This is a genomic window from Ideonella benzenivorans, from assembly GCF_020387415.1.
GTDB lineage: Bacteria > Pseudomonadota > Gammaproteobacteria > Burkholderiales > Burkholderiaceae_C > Ideonella > Ideonella benzenivorans.
In genome coordinates, this window is record NZ_JAGWCB010000010.1 from 257400 (window position 1) to 274173 (window position 16774).

A 16774-nucleotide genomic window follows, 5' to 3' on the forward strand; every position below is an offset into this window, starting at 1 on the left:
ACCCAAGGCCGATCAGGCCTTGGCGTGGGCCTTGGCGTAGTCGATCGCCAGCTGCACGGTCGTGATCTTCTCGGCTTCCTCGTCAGGGATCTCGATGCCGAACTCGTCTTCGAGGGCCATCACCAGCTCCACCGTGTCCAGGGAGTCGGCACCCAGGTCGGCCACAAAGGCCTTCTCGTTGGTGACGTCGGCTTCGGGAACGCCCAGTTGCTCGGCAATGATCTTCTTGACGCGTGCTTCGATATCGCTCATGACTCCTCCAGGAGGGATTGCGTAAAACGGCCGGATTCTACGCTGGCAGACCCAGCGCTCCGGTGTGGGGATTCAGTTCATGAACATGCCGCCGTTGACGTGCAGCTCTGTTCCAGTGATGTAACCCGCCTCGGCGGACGCGAGGAAGGCCACAGCATGGGCGATTTCCTCGGGTTTTCCAAGACGTTGCAGGGGGATTTGCTGCATCAGCGCCGCCTTCTGCGCTTCCGGCAGCACCTCGGTCATGTCGGTGGCGATGAAGCCCGGCGCGACGCAGTTGACCGTGATGTTGCGGCTACCCAGTTCACGCGCCAGTGCACGGGACATGCCCGCCACCCCGGCCTTGGCGGCCGCATAGTTGGCCTGCCCCGGGTTGCCCGAAGCGCCGACCACCGACGTGATGCTGATGATGCGGCCGAAACGCTGCTTCATCATCGGCCGGATGGCGGCACGGCTGACGCGGAACACGGCCTTGAGGTTGGTGTCCAGCACCGCATCCCAGTCCTCGTCCTTCATGCGCATGGCCAGCTGGTCGCGGGTGATGCCGGCGTTGTTGACCAGCACATGCAGCCCGCCATGGGTCTTGACGATCTGCTCCACGGCCGACTCCACACCGGCGGCGTCGTTGACGTTCAGGCACAGGCCATCGCAGCCCGCAAAGGCCGACAGTGCCTCCCGAATGCCTTGCGCCCCCGCCTCGGAGGTGGCCGTGCCAATCACACGGTAGCCGCGCTGGGCCAGGGCCAGGGCGATCGCACGGCCGATGCCGCGGGTGGCCCCGGTCACCAGGGCGATCTGGGCGGTCGTCTCGCTCATGCCAGCAGTTCCTTCGTTTTGGCCAAGGAGGCCGGATCCGACACATTGCCGGTCACCAGCTCCGAATCGATGCGGGTCACCATGCCCGACAGGGCCTTGCCCGGGCCGCATTCCAGCACATGGGTGACACCCCGGGCGCGCAGGGCGCGAACCACTTCCACCCAGCGCACCGGACCGAAGGCCTGACGGTACAGCGTGTCGCGGATGTAGTCAGCGGTCTTGTCGACCTGGACATCGATGTTGTTGATCACCGGGATCGCCGGTTCGGCGAAAGCCGTCGTGGCCAGACGTGTCTTCAGCGCCTCGGCCGCCGGCTTCATCAGGCTGCAGTGGAACGGCGCCGACACCGGCAGGGGCAGCGCACGCTTGGCCCCCATGCCCTTGAGCGTGGCGCAGGCTGCCTCGACGCCCGCCTTGGTCCCCGCGATCACGGTCTGCTTGGGATCGTTGAAGTTCACGGCCTCGACCACCTCACCCGTGGACTGGGCGGCCTCCGCGCAGCCTGCACGCACCACCTGGGACTCCAGCCCCAGGATGGCCGCCATGGCACCGGCACCGACGGGCACGGCATCCTGCATGGCCTGGGCGCGCAACTGCACCAGCGGCAGCGCGTCGGCCAGGGTCAGGCCACCAGCCGCCACCAGCGCGGTGTATTCGCCCAGCGAATGGCCGGCCATCGCGACCGGCGTGAGGCCGGTCTCGGCCAACCAGACGCGGTAGCAGGCCAGTCCCGCCACCAGCATCACCACCTGGGTGTTCGTGGTCAGGTCCAGCTGCTCCTTCGGCCCTTCGTGGATCAGGGAGCGCAGGTCCCGGTCCAGCACGTTGCTGGACTCATCCAGGGTACGCGCCACCTCGGGGTGATCACCCCAGGCATCCAACATGCCCACCGACTGGGAGCCCTGTCCCGGAAAAACGACTGCGAATTTGGTCATGGCTTGTTACAGCTCTGTTGTGAAGCCGGGCCGATGCGACTCAGTAGTCGATCAGCGCCGCCCCCCAGGTGAACCCGCCCCCCACCCCTTCTAACATGAGGGTGTCGCCCCGCTGGACCTTGCCGCTGCGCACGGCCACGTCCAACGCCAGGGGAATCGATGCGGCCGACGTGTTGCCGTGTTCGTCCACGGTCACGATCATGCGGTCCATCGGCAGCTTCAGTTTGCGCGCGGTGCCCTGCATGATGCGCAGGTTGGCCTGGTGAGGAATCAGCCAGTCCACGTCTTCGGCCTGTCGGCCGGCGGCCTCCAGCACCTCACGCGCCACATGATCGAGCGCGTGCACGGCCAGCTTGAACACCGCCTGGCCATCCATGTGCAGCAAGGGCGAACCAATCACCTGCCCGCCAGAGACCGTCCCCGGCGTGCACAGCACCTCGACGTGACGCCCATCGGCATGCAGGCGCGTGGCGAGGATGCCCGGCTCGTCCGAGGCCTCCAGCACCACGGCACCGGCGCCATCGCCGAACAACACGCAGGTGGTCCGGTCGTTGAAATTCAAGATGCGGGAGAACACCTCGGCGCCGATCACCAGGGCCCGGTGGGCGGCACCGCTGCGGATCATCGCATCGGCCACACTCAGGCCGTAGATGAACCCTGCGCACACCGCCTGCAGATCGAAGGCCGCGCCCTGGGTGATCCCCAGCTTGCGCTGCACGATGCAGGCCGTGGATGGGAACACCATGTCGGGCGTGGACGTGGCCACGATGATCAGATCGATGTCGGCCGGCTGAACGCCCGCCGCCGCGATGGCCTGACGGGCCGCCTCGGCTCCCAGATCGCTGGAGCTCACCTCGGGTGCCGCAAAATGGCGCGCGCGAATGCCCGTTCGATCGGCGATCCAGGCGTCCGAGGTCTCCAGGCCACGGGCGGCCAGTTCGGCTGCCAGCTCGTCATTGCTGACGCGACGCTCGGGCAGTTTGCTGCCCGTGCCAGTGATGCGGGTGTAACGCGGCAGTGTCATGGATGCAGAAGAAGTTCAGCCCGCGGAAGGCACCCCATCGGGCACCGTCGGCTGCGCGGGCATGGACCGCAGGGTGTGAACAATACGGCCCCGCACCTGGTCGAGCAACCGGTTGCGGGCCGCATCATGGGCGCGCGAGAGCGCACGCTCAAAGGCATAGGCATCGGCCGCGCCGTGGCTCTTGAAGACCAAACCGCGCAGACCAAGCAACGCGGCGCCGTTGTAGCCCCGCGGATCGACCCGGGCCCGGAAGCGCTTGAGAACCGGCAGGGCCACCAGGGCCGCCAGCTTGGTCCACCAGGTCCGAGTGAATTCCTCACGGATGAACTGGGACAGCGCGTGCGCCAGGCCTTCGGTGGTCTTCAGCGCCACATTGCCCACGAACCCATCGCAGACCACGACATGGGTCGTACCCTCGAAGATGTCGTTGCCTTCGACGTTGCCGTGGTAGTTCAGGTGGCCGTCGGCCGCTGCGGAGCGCAGCAGGTCGCCGGCGCGCTTGATCACATCGCTGCCCTTGATCACCTCGGAGCCGATGTTGAGCAGGCCCACGCTGGGGTTGGCCCGTCCTTCCACCGCCGCCACCAGGGCCGAGCCCATGATGGCGAACTGCAGCAGGTGCTCCGGCGAGCAGTCGACATTGGCCCCCAGGTCGAGCATGGTGGTGAATTCACCCCGCTCGTTGGGCAGCACCGAAGCGATGGCCGGGCGGTCGATGCCTTCCAGGGTCTTGAGCACGTAGCGCGCCACGGCCATCAAGGCCCCGGTGTTGCCGGCCGACACGCAGGCGTCAGCTTGCACCCCACCCGCTTCGTCAGGCTTCAACTGCGAAATGGCCACCCGCATGGAGGAGTCCTTCTTGCGGCGCAGCGCCACGTCGACAGGATCGTCCATGGCCACCACTTCGCTGGCGGTGATGCGCTGACAGCGCGACCAGCCCGTGGTGGCAGCCAACGCCTCCGCGGTGCCGACCAACAGCAACTCGGCCTCCGGGTGGGAAGCCAAGAAGGCCTGGCAGGCCGGCAGGATGACAGAAGGGCCGTGATCGCCCCCCATGCAGTCCACGGCGATGCGCACGCGACTGAGAGGCGTCAGGAAAGATGCGGTTTCGGACAAGGTATTCAGGCCAGGCGGCCCGATTCACAGCGTGACGTCCGCACTGAAGCTGCAGGCCGGCGCAAGCCGGCCCATTCACTTCGCGAGATCAGGCTTCCGCCTTGGTCTTCAGCACCTTGCGACCACGGTAGAAACCGGTCGGGCTGATGTGGTGACGCAGATGCACTTCACCCGTGGTCGCCTCGACCGCCGTGCCCGGCTGGGTCAGGGCATTGTGCGAACGGTGCATGCCACGCTTGGAAGGCGACTTCTTGTTTTGCTGAACGGCCATGGAATTCTCCTGGGACGCCGGGGTCCCGGCGAATGGGACCACAAAGGCCCCGGTGTAACTGGCCCGCATCCGGAACGTTTGTCCGACGGGGTAAGAGCGCCCTCCACCAGGAGTCAGCACCCACCCCGCAACGCGCCAATGTGGCAGCTGGAATGCGGAAAGCCAGAAAGTATAGCAGATGCCAAGCGAGGCTCCAACAGAGCCGTCACCGCGACGACGGTCGCTTCATGCCCGCCAGCACTGCGAATGGATTGGCCCGCCCCTCTTCCATCACTTCCTCCCCCACCGCCTGCGGCAGGGACGTCGGACAGACCTCGTGACGCGGCACGATGGGCAGCACCAACAGCAGCTCATCCTCGACCAGTTCCGCCAGATCCAGCCAGCGGGGCAAGGCCAACACATCGTCCTCGCTGTCGGCATCCAGCTCGGCCGCCTGATGCTCCCCACGCACGAAACGGATCCAACGGTCCACCTCCAGCGGCACCGTCACGGGGGCCAGGCAGCGCTGGCAACTCATCGCAACCGCCCCCTCGGCCTGCAGGTGCAGCCAGATCTCGGCCTCCCCACCCAGCACAGGACGCAGTTCGCCCTGGGCCCGCCAGTGCACCTCGGCCGCTGGCTGGCTGGGCAGGTGCATCTCTGCCAGCCGAGGCAGGACCGCCAGCGGCCACCGTCCCTCCAGAACCTGGCCCTGGCTGGCCAGGCGCGCCATGTCGAGCTTGCGCGGATCCTGTGTCGTCGTCATGGCGGCAGTGTAACGGGGCGCCGCCATGCCGATGGGACAATGGCGCGATGCTGACCGAGAACACGCCCCACCTCATCCTGGGCTCCACGTCGCGTTACCGGCGCGAACTGCTGGAGCGGCTGCGACTGCCCTTCCGCTGCGTTTCCCCCCAGGTGGATGAAACCCCTCTGGCGGGCGAGACGCCGGCCGCACTGGCCCAGCGGCTGGCCCTGGCCAAGGCCCAGGCCGTGGCCGCCTTGCACCCCGGTGCCGTGGTGATCGGCTCGGACCAGGTGGCCGATGTCGGCGGCGAACCCGTGGGCAAGCCCGGCAACCATGCGCGCGCCGTGGCCCAGTTGCGACGCATGAGCGGCCGCGACATCGTTTTCCAAACCGCGGTGGCCGTGGTCCGCCCGGCCACCCGGTTCGCCGAAGTTCGACTGGCGCCCGTGCAGGTGCGCTTCCGGGCACTGACGGATGCCGAGATCGAGCACTACCTGCAACTGGAGCAGCCCTACGACTGCGCCGGCAGCGCCAAGTGCGAGACCCTGGGCATCGCCCTGCTGTCGGCCATTGAGTCCGACGATCCCACCGCCTTGATCGGCCTGCCCCTGATCCGCACCTGCGAGTTGCTGAGGGCCGCCGGCCTGGATCCACTGCTGGGGGCCCGATGAGCGATGCCCCAACGACCGGACGGCTGGTGCTGGTCCCCAACGCGCTGGACCTGGGCACCGAACCGTCCCCGCTGACCGATGTGTTGAGCCACGCCGCCATAGCACGGGCTGCCCGCCTGAACCACTGGGTGGTCGAGAATGCCAAGACCGCCCGTGCGCTTCTCAAGCGCGTCGATGCCCTGGTGCCGCTGGCCCAGCCACTGCAATCACTTCAGATCACAGAATTGCCCCGCCCCCGCAAGGGCGAGGCCGGCAGCCAGATCCCCGCCTCGGCGTGGCGCGAGTTGCTGGCCCCCGCCTTGGCGGGACAGGATCTGGGCCTGCTGTCGGATGCCGGCCTGCCCGCGGTGGCCGACCCGGGGGCTGCCCTGGTACAGGCCGCACATGAAGCCGGCGTCACCGTGGAGCCCCTGGCGGGCGCCAGCTCACTGACACTGGCCCTGGCCGCCAGTGGTCTGAATGGCCAACGCTTTGCCTTCGAGGGCTACCTGCCTCAGAGCGCCAGCGAACGCGCGCAACGCGTGCGGGAACTGGAGCAACGCTCACGCCGCGAGGGGCAGACCCAGCTGGTGATCGAGACAGCCTATCGCAACCAGGCCTTGCTTGAAGCCCTGGTTCATCTGCTGCAACCCGACACCCGGCTCAGCGTGGCCTGCGGACTGACATCCCCAGGCGGCTTCTGCCTGACCCGACGCATTGCCGATTGGCGGCGCCACCCACTGCCCACGATGCCGGACCGCCTGCCCGCCGTGTTTCTCTGGCTCGCCAGCTGAACGCCGAGCACCGGCCCCGCCGCCAGCACGGACACCGGCCTGTTCAGGCCTTGGGACCGCCACCCAGCAGGGCCGCCACCTTGCGCTTCGAGCGGATGTTGGGCAACGCGCGAGCGGCCGAGGGCGCCGGCTTGACGGGCACCGCCCGCTCCCAGGCCGCCGGCTCGGCACGCTCACTGGCTTCGTAGGGACGGTCAAAGAAGGGATCCTTGGGCGCCCGCGGTTCGCTGCGCCGTGGCGCTGGCGCCACCTCTGCCCGCTCGCCACCCGCCCACTCCTCGCGCGGCTGGGGGGCTCGCCGCGGACGCTCATCGTCCAGCTCGACCGCCTCCAGGTCGATCTTCTTCTTGATCAGCTTCTCGATGTCGGCGATCAGGCGGCTGTCCTCGCGTGTGACCAGGGTCATCGCGATTCCCGAGGCCCCCGCCCGGCCGGTGCGACCAATGCGGTGCACATAGTCCTCCGCATTGAATGGCACGTCGAAATTGAACACCGCCGGCAGGTCGGCGATGTCCAAGCCACGGGCGGCCACGTCGGTTGCCACCAGCAAGTCGACCTCACCGGCCTTGAAGGCTGCCAGCGACTTCAGACGCTCGTCTTGCGACTTGTCGCCGTGCAGTGCCGCCGTGCGCAGACCATCGCGCTCGAAGGAGCGGGCCAGACGCGCAGCTCCCAGCTTCGAGTTGACGAACACGATCGACTGCTTGATGTCGCGGTCGCGCAGCAGCTTGAGGATGGTGCGCCGCTTGTCGTCATCGGACACGCTGAAGAAGCGCTGCTCCACCGTCGAAGCGGTGGCATTGGGGCGGGCCACCTCCACCAGCACCGGATCGTGCAGGTAGCTGCCGGCCAGCCGCTTGATCTCGGGCGAGAAGGTGGCGGAGAACAGCAAGGTCTGCCGATTGGTCTGGGGCAGATGGCTGAGGATGCGCTGCAGATCCGGCAGGAAGCCGATGTCCAGCATCCGGTCCGCCTCATCCAGCACCACGTACTCCACCTGATTGAGCACGCAATTCTTGGCCTCGATGTGGTCCAGCAGGCGGCCCGGGGTGGCGATCAGCACCTCCACACCGGCCTTCAACTCGGCCGTCTGGGGCTTCATGTCCACCCCGCCGAACACCACCGCCACACGCAGCTTGGTGTGTTTGGCATAGGCCTTGACGTTCTGGGCGACCTGATCCGCCAGCTCACGGGTGGGTGCCAACACCACCGCGCGCACCGGGTGCCGTGCCGGGGACATGCTGGGGTTTTCGTGCCGCAACATCTTCTGCAGCAGTGGAATCGAAAAGGCAGCCGTCTTGCCGGTGCCCGTCTGCGCCGCCCCCATCACATCCTGACCGCTCAGCACCACCGGAATGGCCTTGGCCTGGATGGGCGTCATGGAGGCGTAGCCTTGGTCGGCCACGGCTCGCAGGAGCTTGGGGTCGAGGGGGAGTGTGTCGAAACGGACAGGGGCGAGTTCTTCTTGCATTGCCTCTGATTATCACCGTTCCGCATCATTGACGTGCGCCGCCCCTTTCGGCGCCCCGGATTGCCCCAGAGGCCGCAGCTAGAATCTTGGGATCTTTCCGCACCTGGTTATCTCGCATAACGCCTCACCAATGCCCAACAGCGCTCGTCGAAAGCAGTGGTCTTCCCTTCGTCTTCACCTGATCGGCGCAGTCGTGTGCATGTTGGCGCAGCAGACTGGCTGGGCACAGTCCGCAGCCACCCCGGTGGCCGTCGATAACGCGCTGAACACCGGCGCTGGCGTCAACAGCACGAATATCCCAGACGCCAACACCTCCGAAAGCAGTACGCGGCTGCGGAGCAATGCGGGGTACCAGAACCAGGCCAACACGTCGGGCTCGAACCGGCAGGATTCCGCGTTCCAGAACCAACAGACTCCCTCTTACGTTCCCAATGAATTCGAGCGCTATGTCCAGGACCTGGGAGCACGCCTCAGCGTCACCAAATCGGGAGAAATGCCCCTCGTCGCCGTCAAGCCTGTGCGGCGCTTCGGCGCTGACCTGATCACGGATCCCGCCTGGGGAGCCAGCATGGGCCTGGACCCCTTGCCCCAGGCCCCGTCTGACTACATCGTGAAGCCCGGCGACGAGGTGGCGGTGACCATCTGGGGCTCCGCCGATGCGGACCTGCATCTCACCGTGGACCGCAACGGCCGCATTGCCATCCCCCGCGTGGGCGCCGTGCAGGTGGGCGGCGTTCGACAAAGCGAGCTCAACAGTGTCATCACCCGACAGGTGGGACAGACCTTCCGCAACTTCCAGGTGTCGGCTTCGGTGGGGCGGCTGCGCTCGATCCGCGTGTTCGTGACCGGTTTCGCGTTGCGGCCGGGCAGCGTGAACGTGAGCGCCCTGTCGTCCGTTCTGCACGTCCTGATGAAGGCCGGTGGCCCCTCTGCTGCCGGCAGCTTCCGCGACATCACCCTGCGCCGGGGCAAGCAGGTGGTCAGCCATTTCGATCTGTATGACCTGCTGTTGCACGGCGATCGGGCTGCCGATGAGATCGTCCAGCCGGACGACGTGATCCACATCGCCCCTGTCGGCACCCAGGTGGGCCTGATCGGCGCGGTAAACCAGCCCGCCGTCTACGAACTCAAGACCGGTGAGAACCTGGGCGACCTGCTGGCCATGGGCGGCGGCTTCAACGCCGTGGCCGACCGCAGCAGTGTGTCGATTGAGCATCTGACCGACAAGTCCGGCGTGCGCGTGCAGCAGGTGAACATCGCACAGGCCCAGGGCACCAAGACCCCTTTGGCCGCTGGCGATGTGATTCAGGTGGCCAGCACCCTGGCCTCTGTGTTGCCCAAGGACCGGCAGGCCAAGCGCGTGCACATCGATGGTGAAGTGGCTCGCCCCGGCGACTACGTTCTGGCCCCCGGTGCCACGCTGGCCGACGCGCTCAATGCCGCCGGTGGACTCACCCCCAAGGCCTTCCTGTTCGGCACTGAATTCACCCGTGAAAGCGTGCGGCAGGTTCAGCAGCAGAACTTCGACCGCGCCTTGCGCGATCTCGAAACCGAGACCGCCAAGTCGACCGCCAGCCGGCGTGTCTCCTCCGCAGAAGAGGCCAGTTCGCTGTCAGCGTCCGAAAACGCCAACAACCGACTGCTGGAACGGCTGCGCCAGGTTCGTCCCACCGGCCGCGTCGTTCTGCCGCTCACGCCCGACACGAACACCTTGCCCGACATGGTGCTGGAAGACAGCGACCGCATCACCATCCCGGCCCGCGGCACCTCGGTCGGGGTGTTCGGCAGCGTCTTCAACACTGGCAGCTTCATCTTCAATGACAACCGCACCCTCAACGACTACCTGAAGCAAGCTGGCGGCCCCACCAAGGGGGCCGACCCGGGCAGCATGTTCGTGGTGCGAGCCAATGGCACGGTGGTCAGCGCCCATCAGCTCTCGGGCACTTTCAGCAACGGCGCCTCCGACTTCCGCAGCTTGGCGGCGTTGCCGGGCGACACCCTGTTCGTACCCGAGGAGCTGAACAAGACCACGGGCGTGCAGGACGCGAAGGACTGGACTCAGATCATCTATCAGCTGGGCTTGGGTCTGGCCGGTATCGCTGCGCTGGGGCTGTGAGCATGAATACGAACACGACCTCCGCCCCCCCCTATTCCGAAGATGAAGACGACGGGCTGGACCTGCGGGCGCTGGTTCAACCGCTCTTTCAGCATTGGAAGCAACTGCTGGCCGTGGCACTGGTGGCCGGCGGCATCGGCTACGCTGGCAGCTACTTGGTGAAGCCTTCCTTCACGTCTACTACCACCTTCCTGCCCCCGCAGCAGCAGCAAAGCAGCGCAGCCAGTGCTTTGGCCTCGCTGGGAGCATTGGCCGGTCTGGCCGGTGGCTCTGCCGTGAAGAGTCCAGCCGAACAATACATCGCCCTGATGCAAAGCGTCACGGTGGCGGATCGGATGATCGATCGGTTCAAGCTGATGGAACTCTACGAGGCGAAATACCGCCAGGATGCGCGCAAGAAGCTGGCGGCCAGTTCGAAGATCACCGCGGGGAAGAAAGACGGCCTGATCAGCGTTGCGGTGGAGGATCACGACCCCAAGCGTGCCGCCGACATGGCCAACCGATACGTCGAAGAACTGCGCTACATGACCGGTCATCTCGCGGTGTCGGAAGCCCAGCAGCGCCGTGTGTTCTTTGAAAAGCAGATGCAGGACACCAAGTCCCGCCTGGTGGCCGCGCAATTAGCCTTGCAGGACAGCGGGTTCAGCATGGGCGCCCTCAAGACCGAGCCCAGGGCGGCCGCAGACGATTACGCCCGCCTGCGCGCAGAACTGTCCGCAGCTGAAGTCAAGTCCCAGGCTCTGCGCAATTCCCTTGCAGATGGAGCTCCCGAGGTGCGACAGCAAAACGCCGTGGTCGGCGCCCTACGGTCCAAGCTCTCCGAGCTTGAGCGCAATGAAGCCCCGGAGAGCAAAGGTGCGGATTACGTTTCCAAGTACCGTGAATTCAAGTATCAAGAGACTCTGTTTGACCTGATGGCCAAACAATACGAAATGGCCCGTGTGGACGAAAGCCGCGAAGGTGCACTGATTCAAGTCGTGGACGTGGCCAAGCCAGCTGAACAGAAATCAAAACCTTCCCGCAGGCTGTTCATCATGGGGGCGGCACTGATCGCCCTGATCATCGCGGCATCACGATTGCTTCTTCTTAGCCGCTCCGAGACTAAAACTCCGACTTGACGGCCAAGGGCAGTGGAACATCCCAACGCCCCTCTGAGCACGGAGCAAACATAGACATGATCTGGATACTTGCGCTGTCATTCGCCGCAGCTGCGTTGGCTTCATTCGCCATTGTGGTGTCGGCAGGGTGGCACAAGCGGTGGTCGGCCGATGCTGACCTCAGCGGCCCCCAAAAGATGCACGCCAAGATCGTGCCGCGCATCGGTGGCCTGAGCATTGCCTGCGGACTGTTGGCGGGCGTTCTCCCCTTGCTGCGCACCGAAACGTCCGTGCTGCAGCAAGCACTTCTGCTCCTGCTGTGTGCGCTACCCGCCTTTGGCTTGGGACTGGTGGAGGACTTCACCAAGGCTGTTTCCCCACGTCGGCGTCTGTTCGGCGCCGTGGTATCCGGCCTGCTGGCCATCTGGCTGCTGAACGCTGTTCTGGTTCGCACCAGCATGGGCTTTCTGGACTGGGCCATCACAGCGTGGTTTCCGTTGGCGGTGTTCCTCACGGTGTTCTACGTGGCTGGCCTCGTCAACGCCGTGAACCTGATCGACGGCTTGAACGGCCTGGCCTCAATGTCTGTGGCCCTGATGCTGGCTGCGCTGTGCTACGTAGCCCTGCAAGTCAACGACGTGTTGCTTGCCTCCATGGCGCTGGCCACCTTGGGTGCTACGCTGGGCTTTTTCATCTGGAACTACCCGCAGGGCCTGATCTTCCTGGGCGATGGTGGTGCCTACCTGTTGGGCTTCCTGTTGGCGGAATTTGGCTTGCTGCTGGTGGCCCGCAATCCATCAGTTTCTCCCTTTGCGCCGCTGGTCCTGGTGGCGTACCCGGTGTTCGAAACGGTCTTCACGATGTACCGCCGCAAAGTACTGCAAGGCCGTCCCGTCAGCCAGCCAGACGGGGTGCATTTGCACACCCTGATCTATCGCCGCCAAATGCGCTGGGCCCAGCGGGGAAGAAACACGGCCACCCAAATCCACAGAAATTCCATGACCTCGCCCTACCTGTGGGCCCTCAACTCGCTGGCAGTTCTTCCCGTAGCCCTGTGGTGGGACCATACGACAGCGTTGGTTATTTCTCTGTTCGCCTTCTTCCTGGTTTATTTGTGGCTGTACTGGCGCATTGTCCGGTTCCAGACGCCCGCCTGGATCAGTCCGAGAAAAGGTTGATGCTCTCAGCTCCAATCGCAGCCGTCCGAAGACATATCTCAAGCCAAGCCCGTGAACATTGAAGCTTATCCTGTCACCCTGCCTGATGGGCGTACCTTTTGGGCCCAAGGAGATGAAACCTTGCTGGACGCGGCCCAGCGACAAGGCATCGTCTTCAATTACAGTTGCCGCACAGGTCGCTGCAGTTCCTGCAAGGGAAGAGTCATCACGGGAGAGACTGTTGCGCAGCAAACTGAAACTGGACTGACCGAGGCGGAACACCAGCAGGGGTACGTTCTGACCTGTATTCGTCAGGCGCTTGGGCCCGTGCAATTGGATATTGCAGACCTGGGCGATATTTCCCTGCCAGAGGCAAGGACATTGCCGTGCCGAATCCTGTCATTGAGCCCGTTGGCCCAAGACGTCATGCGGGTGACGCTTCGTCTACCGCCCACAGCCACGGTTGATTTTCTGCCTGGACAGTACATCGATATCATTGGACCGGAAGGTCTGCGCCGCAGCTATTCGATTGCCAATGCGCCTCGCGCTGATCGATCGATCGAATTGCACATCCGGGAAGTGAACGGCGGCGCGATGAGCCAGTATTGGTTCCACACGGCCAAGGTCAATGATCTGTTACGGCTTCGTGGCCCGCTGGGCACGTTCTTTGTGCGTGGGCAAGCCGACAAAGACTTGGTTTTCTTGGCCACCGGAACAGGAATCGCGCCCATAAAGGCTATTCTGGAGGGGTTGTCAACACTACAGACTGAAGCTCAACCTCGCAGCGTCAGCGTCTATTGGGGCGGTCGGCACGAAAGAGATTTGTATTGGACACCGAACCAATTTCAAAATGTCCGATTTATCCCCGTCTTGTCACGAGGTGAATCGACTTGGGCGGGTGCACGTGGCCACGTGCAGGACATACTATTGAATGAACGTCCAATCTTGGAGAATTTTCATGTTTATGCCTGCGGGTCCGAAGCCATGATTGCCTCCGCCCGCTCCCAGTTGCTTACGGCCGGATTGGCCCCCGGCCAATTCCACTCAGATGCGTTTGTCGCATCGACTTCGGCCGCAGCTTGATTTTTGAATTTATTTAGGAGATTTCAGTGAAAGCAGTGATTCTGGCCGGTGGCCTGGGCACCAGACTTAGCGAGGAAACTTCTGTACGCCCCAAGCCAATGGTCGAAATCGGCGGAAAGCCAATCTTGTGGCATATCCTGAAGATGTATTCTCAGCACGGCGTCAATGACTTTGTCATCTGCTGTGGCTACAAGGGCTATGTCATCAAGGAATATTTTGCCAACTATTTTCTTCACATGTCGGACATCACGTTTGACATGCGAAACAACCAAATGGAAGTCCATCAAAAGCGTGCCGAGCCGTGGACGGTCACCTTGGTGGACACTGGCGAAAACTCGATGACCGGTGGCCGACTGCGCCGTGTGGCCGACTACATCCGGGATGAAGAAGCGTTCTGCTTCACCTATGGCGATGGCGTCAGCGACGTCGACATCGGCGCCACCATTGCCTTCCACAAGCGGCACGGCAAAGCAGCCACAGTAACCGCCACGTTCCCCCCAGGTCGGTTTGGTGCGCTTGAGCTTCAGCAAGGACGGGTGTTGAGCTTCCAGGAAAAGCCCAAAGGCGATGGTGCCATGATCAACGGCGGTTTTTTCGTGCTCTCGCCCAAGGTGTTGGGCTATCTGGATGGTGACGCCACCATCTGGGAACAGCAGCCGCTGCAGCGCCTGGCCGCGGACGGCGAGTTGATGGCGTATGAGCATCAGGGCTTCTGGCAGCCAATGGACACATTGCGCGACAAGATCTATCTGGAAGAGCTCTGGGCTTCCGACAAAGCCCCCTGGAAGAGCTGGAAATGAGCACCGCCAAGATCAGCTCTGACTTCTGGCAAGGCAAACGCGTCCTGCTCACAGGCCACACGGGCTTCAAGGGCAGTTGGCTTAGCCTGTGGCTTCAATCCATGGGCGCATCCCTGCGAGGTGTGGCCCTGCCCCCGCCGACAGAGCCTTCGCTGTTTGAGGTCGCACACGTCGCAGCGGGGATGGATCACTGCATCGCAGACATCCGTGACCTTGCCGCCGTGCAAGCCCTGGTCAGCGAATTCCAGCCGGAAATCGTCATCCACATGGCGGCGCAGCCTCTGGTGCGTCTGTCCTATCAACAGCCTGTCGAGACATATGCCACCAATGTGATGGGCACGGTGCATGTCTTGGAAGCCGCGCGCCACGCAGGCTCCGTCAAGGCCATCGTCAACATCACCACCGACAAGTGCTACGAAAATCGCGAGTGGGTCTGGGGCTATCGTGAAGACGAGCCGATGGGCGGCCACGATCCCTATTCCAACAGCAAGGGTTGCGCGGAACTGGTCAGCTCAGCCTATCGCAAGTCCTTTCTGAAGGATGCGGGTATCGCCATGGCCACGGCCCGTGCCGGCAACGTCATCGGTGGCGGCGACTGGGCGCTTGACCGCCTGGTTCCCGACATCCTGCGCGCCCTGCAGGCGCAAGAGCCCGTGCTGATCCGCAATCCTCATGCGATCCGCCCGTGGCAACACGTGTTGGAACCGCTCTCAGGCTATCTGCTGTTGGCCGAGCAGCTGTACACCCAAGGCCAGACCGCTGCGGAGGGCTGGAACTTCGGCCCCCGGGATGAGGATGCCCGTCCCGTCCAATGGATCGTCGAGCACCTGTGCGCCAGCTGGGGAAACGGTGCTTCCTGGACCTTGCAGCCAGGCGAGCATCCCCATGAGGCCAACTTCCTGAAGTTGGACATCTCCAAGGCGCGCCAGCGTCTGCAGTGGGCCCCGCGTTGGTCGCTGGAGACCGCGCTAACCCGCATCACCGAATGGCATCAGGCTTGGCTGGCTGGCCAGGACATGCGGGCCCTCTGCCTGAACCAAATCTCCCAATACCAAGCGACCGTATGAGCGCCACCCCCGTGAACTTCCAACCGCAGCTGGACCAACTGCGCAGCCAGATCAGCGAGCTGGTGCAGCAGTATGCCGACATTGCATACGCGCCCAAGCCCTTCGTGCCCGGCCAGACCGCCGTGCCGGTGTCCGGCAAGGTCATTGGTGCGAACGAATTGAAGATGATGGTCGACGCCTCGCTGGACGGCTGGCTGACCACCGGTCGCTTCAACGCCATGTTCGAGCAGCGTCTGGCACAGTTTCTCGGCGTGAAGTACCTGATCACGGTGAACTCCGGTTCGTCGGCAAACTTGGTGGCGTTCTCCACGCTGACCAGTCCGAAACTGGGTGAGCGAGCCATCAAGCCGGGCGACGAGGTGATCGGCGTGGCCGCCGGTTTCCCGACAACCGTAAACCCCATCGTGCAGTTTGGCGCGGTACCAGTGTTTGTCGACGTCGACCTGGCCACGCACAACATCGACGCCAGCAAGATCGAGGCGGCCATCACCCCCAAGACCAAAGCCATCATGCTGGCCCACAGCCTGGGCAACCCGTTCAACTTGGACGTGGTGACCGCCCTGTGCAAGAAGCACAAGCTGTGGCTGGTGGAAGACTGCTGCGATGCCCTGGGAGCCACCTACAACGGCCAGCTCGTTGGCACGTTCGGTGACATCGCCACGCTGAGCTTCTACCCCGCCCACCACATCACGATGGGTGAAGGCGGCGCGGTGTTCACCAACAACGCCGAGCTGAAGCTGATCGCGGAATCCTTCCGCGACTGGGGCCGAGACTGCTACTGCCCCCCCGGCAAGGACAACACCTGCAACAAGCGCTTCTGCTGGAGCAAAAAAGAGTTGGGTGGTGACCTGCCCGATGGCTACGACCACAAGTACACCTACAGCCACCTGGGCTACAACCTGAAGATATCCGACATGCAGGCCGCCTGCGCGCTGGCGCAGATGGACCGCCTTGAGGAGTTCATCGCCAAGCGCCGCGCCAATTTCGCCTATCTGAAGAGCCGTCTCGCCAGCGTCGAGCAATTCCTGCACCTGCCGGAAGCCACGCCGAAGAGCGAACCGTCGTGGTTCGGTTTCCCGCTGATCGTGAAGGACAGCGCCGGCGTGAAACGGGCTGACCTGATCAATTTTCTGGAAGAAAACAAGATCGGCACGCGCCTGCTGTTCGCAGGGAACCTGACCAAGCAGCCCTACATGGCCGGTCGGAACTTCCGGATCAGCGGCGACCTGGCCAACACCGACGTCGTAATGAACCAGACCTTCTGGCTGGGTACGTTCCCAGCTCTGGGCCGGGAACAGCTGGATTACATCGCGGAGAAGCTTGAGGAATTCTTCGGCATTGGCTTCTGATATTCACTGTGCGACCCAAGCAAAAGGCTTTCGTCGCTGCTTCATACAG

General features: G+C 64.0%; 17 protein-coding genes. 9 read left to right on the forward strand and 8 right to left on the reverse strand.

Features of this window, described 5'->3' with window-relative positions; all coding sequences use genetic code 11:
* Positions 1-12 precede the first annotated feature (12 nt).
* The 7 genes from acpP to KGA65_RS09865 form a co-directional block, all read right to left on the reverse strand.
* Positions 13-252: an acyl carrier protein gene (gene acpP, locus KGA65_RS09835; RefSeq protein ID WP_022983099.1), complete on the reverse strand. Its 240-nt coding sequence runs from the start codon at positions 250-252 to the stop codon at positions 13-15.
* Positions 253-324: 72 nt separating this feature from the next.
* Positions 325-1068 (reverse strand): 3-oxoacyl-ACP reductase FabG, encoded by a 744-nt coding sequence (gene fabG / locus KGA65_RS09840; RefSeq protein WP_225862970.1) that lies wholly within the window; start codon positions 1066-1068, stop codon positions 325-327.
* The gene (gene fabD / locus KGA65_RS09845; protein WP_225862971.1) at positions 1065-2003 is read right to left on the reverse strand and encodes an ACP S-malonyltransferase; all 939 of its coding nucleotides are present in this window, start codon (positions 2001-2003) and stop codon (positions 1065-1067) included. Before fabD ends, fabG begins: the two co-directional genes overlap by 4 nt.
* A 40-nt stretch (positions 2004-2043) precedes the next feature.
* Positions 2044-3021: a beta-ketoacyl-ACP synthase III gene (locus tag KGA65_RS09850; protein WP_225863450.1), complete on the reverse strand. Its 978-nt coding sequence runs from the start codon at positions 3019-3021 to the stop codon at positions 2044-2046.
* A 21-nt stretch (positions 3022-3042) separates the two neighbouring features.
* Entirely contained in the window at positions 3043-4104 is a 1062-nt protein-coding gene (gene plsX / locus KGA65_RS09855) for a phosphate acyltransferase PlsX (RefSeq protein ID WP_225862972.1), read from the reverse strand.
* Positions 4105-4231: 127 nt separating this feature from the next.
* On the reverse strand, positions 4232-4414 hold the full coding sequence (rpmF, locus tag KGA65_RS09860) for a 50S ribosomal protein L32 (protein WP_225862973.1): 183 nt from the start codon (positions 4412-4414) through the stop codon (positions 4232-4234).
* A 205-nt stretch (positions 4415-4619) separates the two neighbouring features.
* Positions 4620-5159, reverse strand: coding sequence for a YceD family protein (locus KGA65_RS09865; protein ID WP_225862974.1), 540 nt, complete (start codon positions 5157-5159; stop codon positions 4620-4622).
* A 47-nt stretch (positions 5160-5206) separates the two neighbouring features.
* Between KGA65_RS09865 and KGA65_RS09870 the strand changes: the two genes are divergently transcribed.
* Positions 5207-5812: a Maf family nucleotide pyrophosphatase gene (locus tag KGA65_RS09870; protein ID WP_225862975.1), complete on the forward strand. Its 606-nt coding sequence runs from the start codon at positions 5207-5209 to the stop codon at positions 5810-5812.
* Positions 5809-6585: an SAM-dependent methyltransferase gene (locus KGA65_RS09875; RefSeq protein WP_225862976.1), complete on the forward strand. Its 777-nt coding sequence runs from the start codon at positions 5809-5811 to the stop codon at positions 6583-6585. The genes KGA65_RS09870 and KGA65_RS09875 overlap by 4 nt, the downstream gene beginning before the upstream one ends.
* A gap of 43 nt (positions 6586-6628) precedes the next feature.
* Here the strand turns inward: KGA65_RS09875 and KGA65_RS09880 are convergent, their stop codons facing one another.
* Positions 6629-8056, reverse strand: a complete 1428-nt coding sequence (locus KGA65_RS09880; RefSeq protein WP_225862977.1) for a DEAD/DEAH box helicase — start codon at positions 8054-8056, stop codon at positions 6629-6631.
* A gap of 493 nt (positions 8057-8549) precedes the next feature.
* On the opposite strand from KGA65_RS09880, the gene KGA65_RS09885 reads away from it, so the two are divergent.
* Genes KGA65_RS09885 through rfbH form a run of 7 tightly spaced genes read left to right on the forward strand, consistent with a single transcriptional unit; the run spans position 8550 to position 16725 of the window.
* On the forward strand, positions 8550-10172 hold the full coding sequence (locus KGA65_RS09885; protein WP_225862978.1) for an SLBB domain-containing protein: 1623 nt from the start codon (positions 8550-8552) through the stop codon (positions 10170-10172).
* A 2-nt stretch (positions 10173-10174) separates the two neighbouring features.
* The gene (locus tag KGA65_RS09890; protein ID WP_225862979.1) at positions 10175-11290 is read left to right on the forward strand and encodes a Wzz/FepE/Etk N-terminal domain-containing protein; all 1116 of its coding nucleotides are present in this window, start codon (positions 10175-10177) and stop codon (positions 11288-11290) included.
* A gap of 56 nt (positions 11291-11346) precedes the next feature.
* The gene (locus KGA65_RS09895; protein ID WP_225862980.1) at positions 11347-12447 is read left to right on the forward strand and encodes an MraY family glycosyltransferase; all 1101 of its coding nucleotides are present in this window, start codon (positions 11347-11349) and stop codon (positions 12445-12447) included.
* 51 nt (positions 12448-12498) lie between these two features.
* Positions 12499-13509, forward strand: a complete 1011-nt coding sequence (locus KGA65_RS09900; protein WP_225862981.1) for an FAD-binding oxidoreductase — start codon at positions 12499-12501, stop codon at positions 13507-13509.
* Between the two features lie 26 nt (positions 13510-13535).
* Complete coding sequence (rfbF, locus tag KGA65_RS09905) at positions 13536-14309, forward strand: glucose-1-phosphate cytidylyltransferase (RefSeq protein ID WP_225862982.1); 774 nt, start codon at positions 13536-13538, stop codon at positions 14307-14309.
* The gene (gene rfbG / locus KGA65_RS09910) at positions 14306-15376 is read left to right on the forward strand and encodes a CDP-glucose 4,6-dehydratase (RefSeq protein ID WP_225862983.1); all 1071 of its coding nucleotides are present in this window, start codon (positions 14306-14308) and stop codon (positions 15374-15376) included. The genes rfbF and rfbG overlap by 4 nt, the downstream gene beginning before the upstream one ends.
* Positions 15373-16725 (forward strand): lipopolysaccharide biosynthesis protein RfbH, encoded by a 1353-nt coding sequence (gene rfbH, locus KGA65_RS09915; protein WP_225863451.1) that lies wholly within the window; start codon positions 15373-15375, stop codon positions 16723-16725. Before rfbG ends, rfbH begins: the two co-directional genes overlap by 4 nt.
* Positions 16726-16774 lie beyond the last annotated feature (49 nt).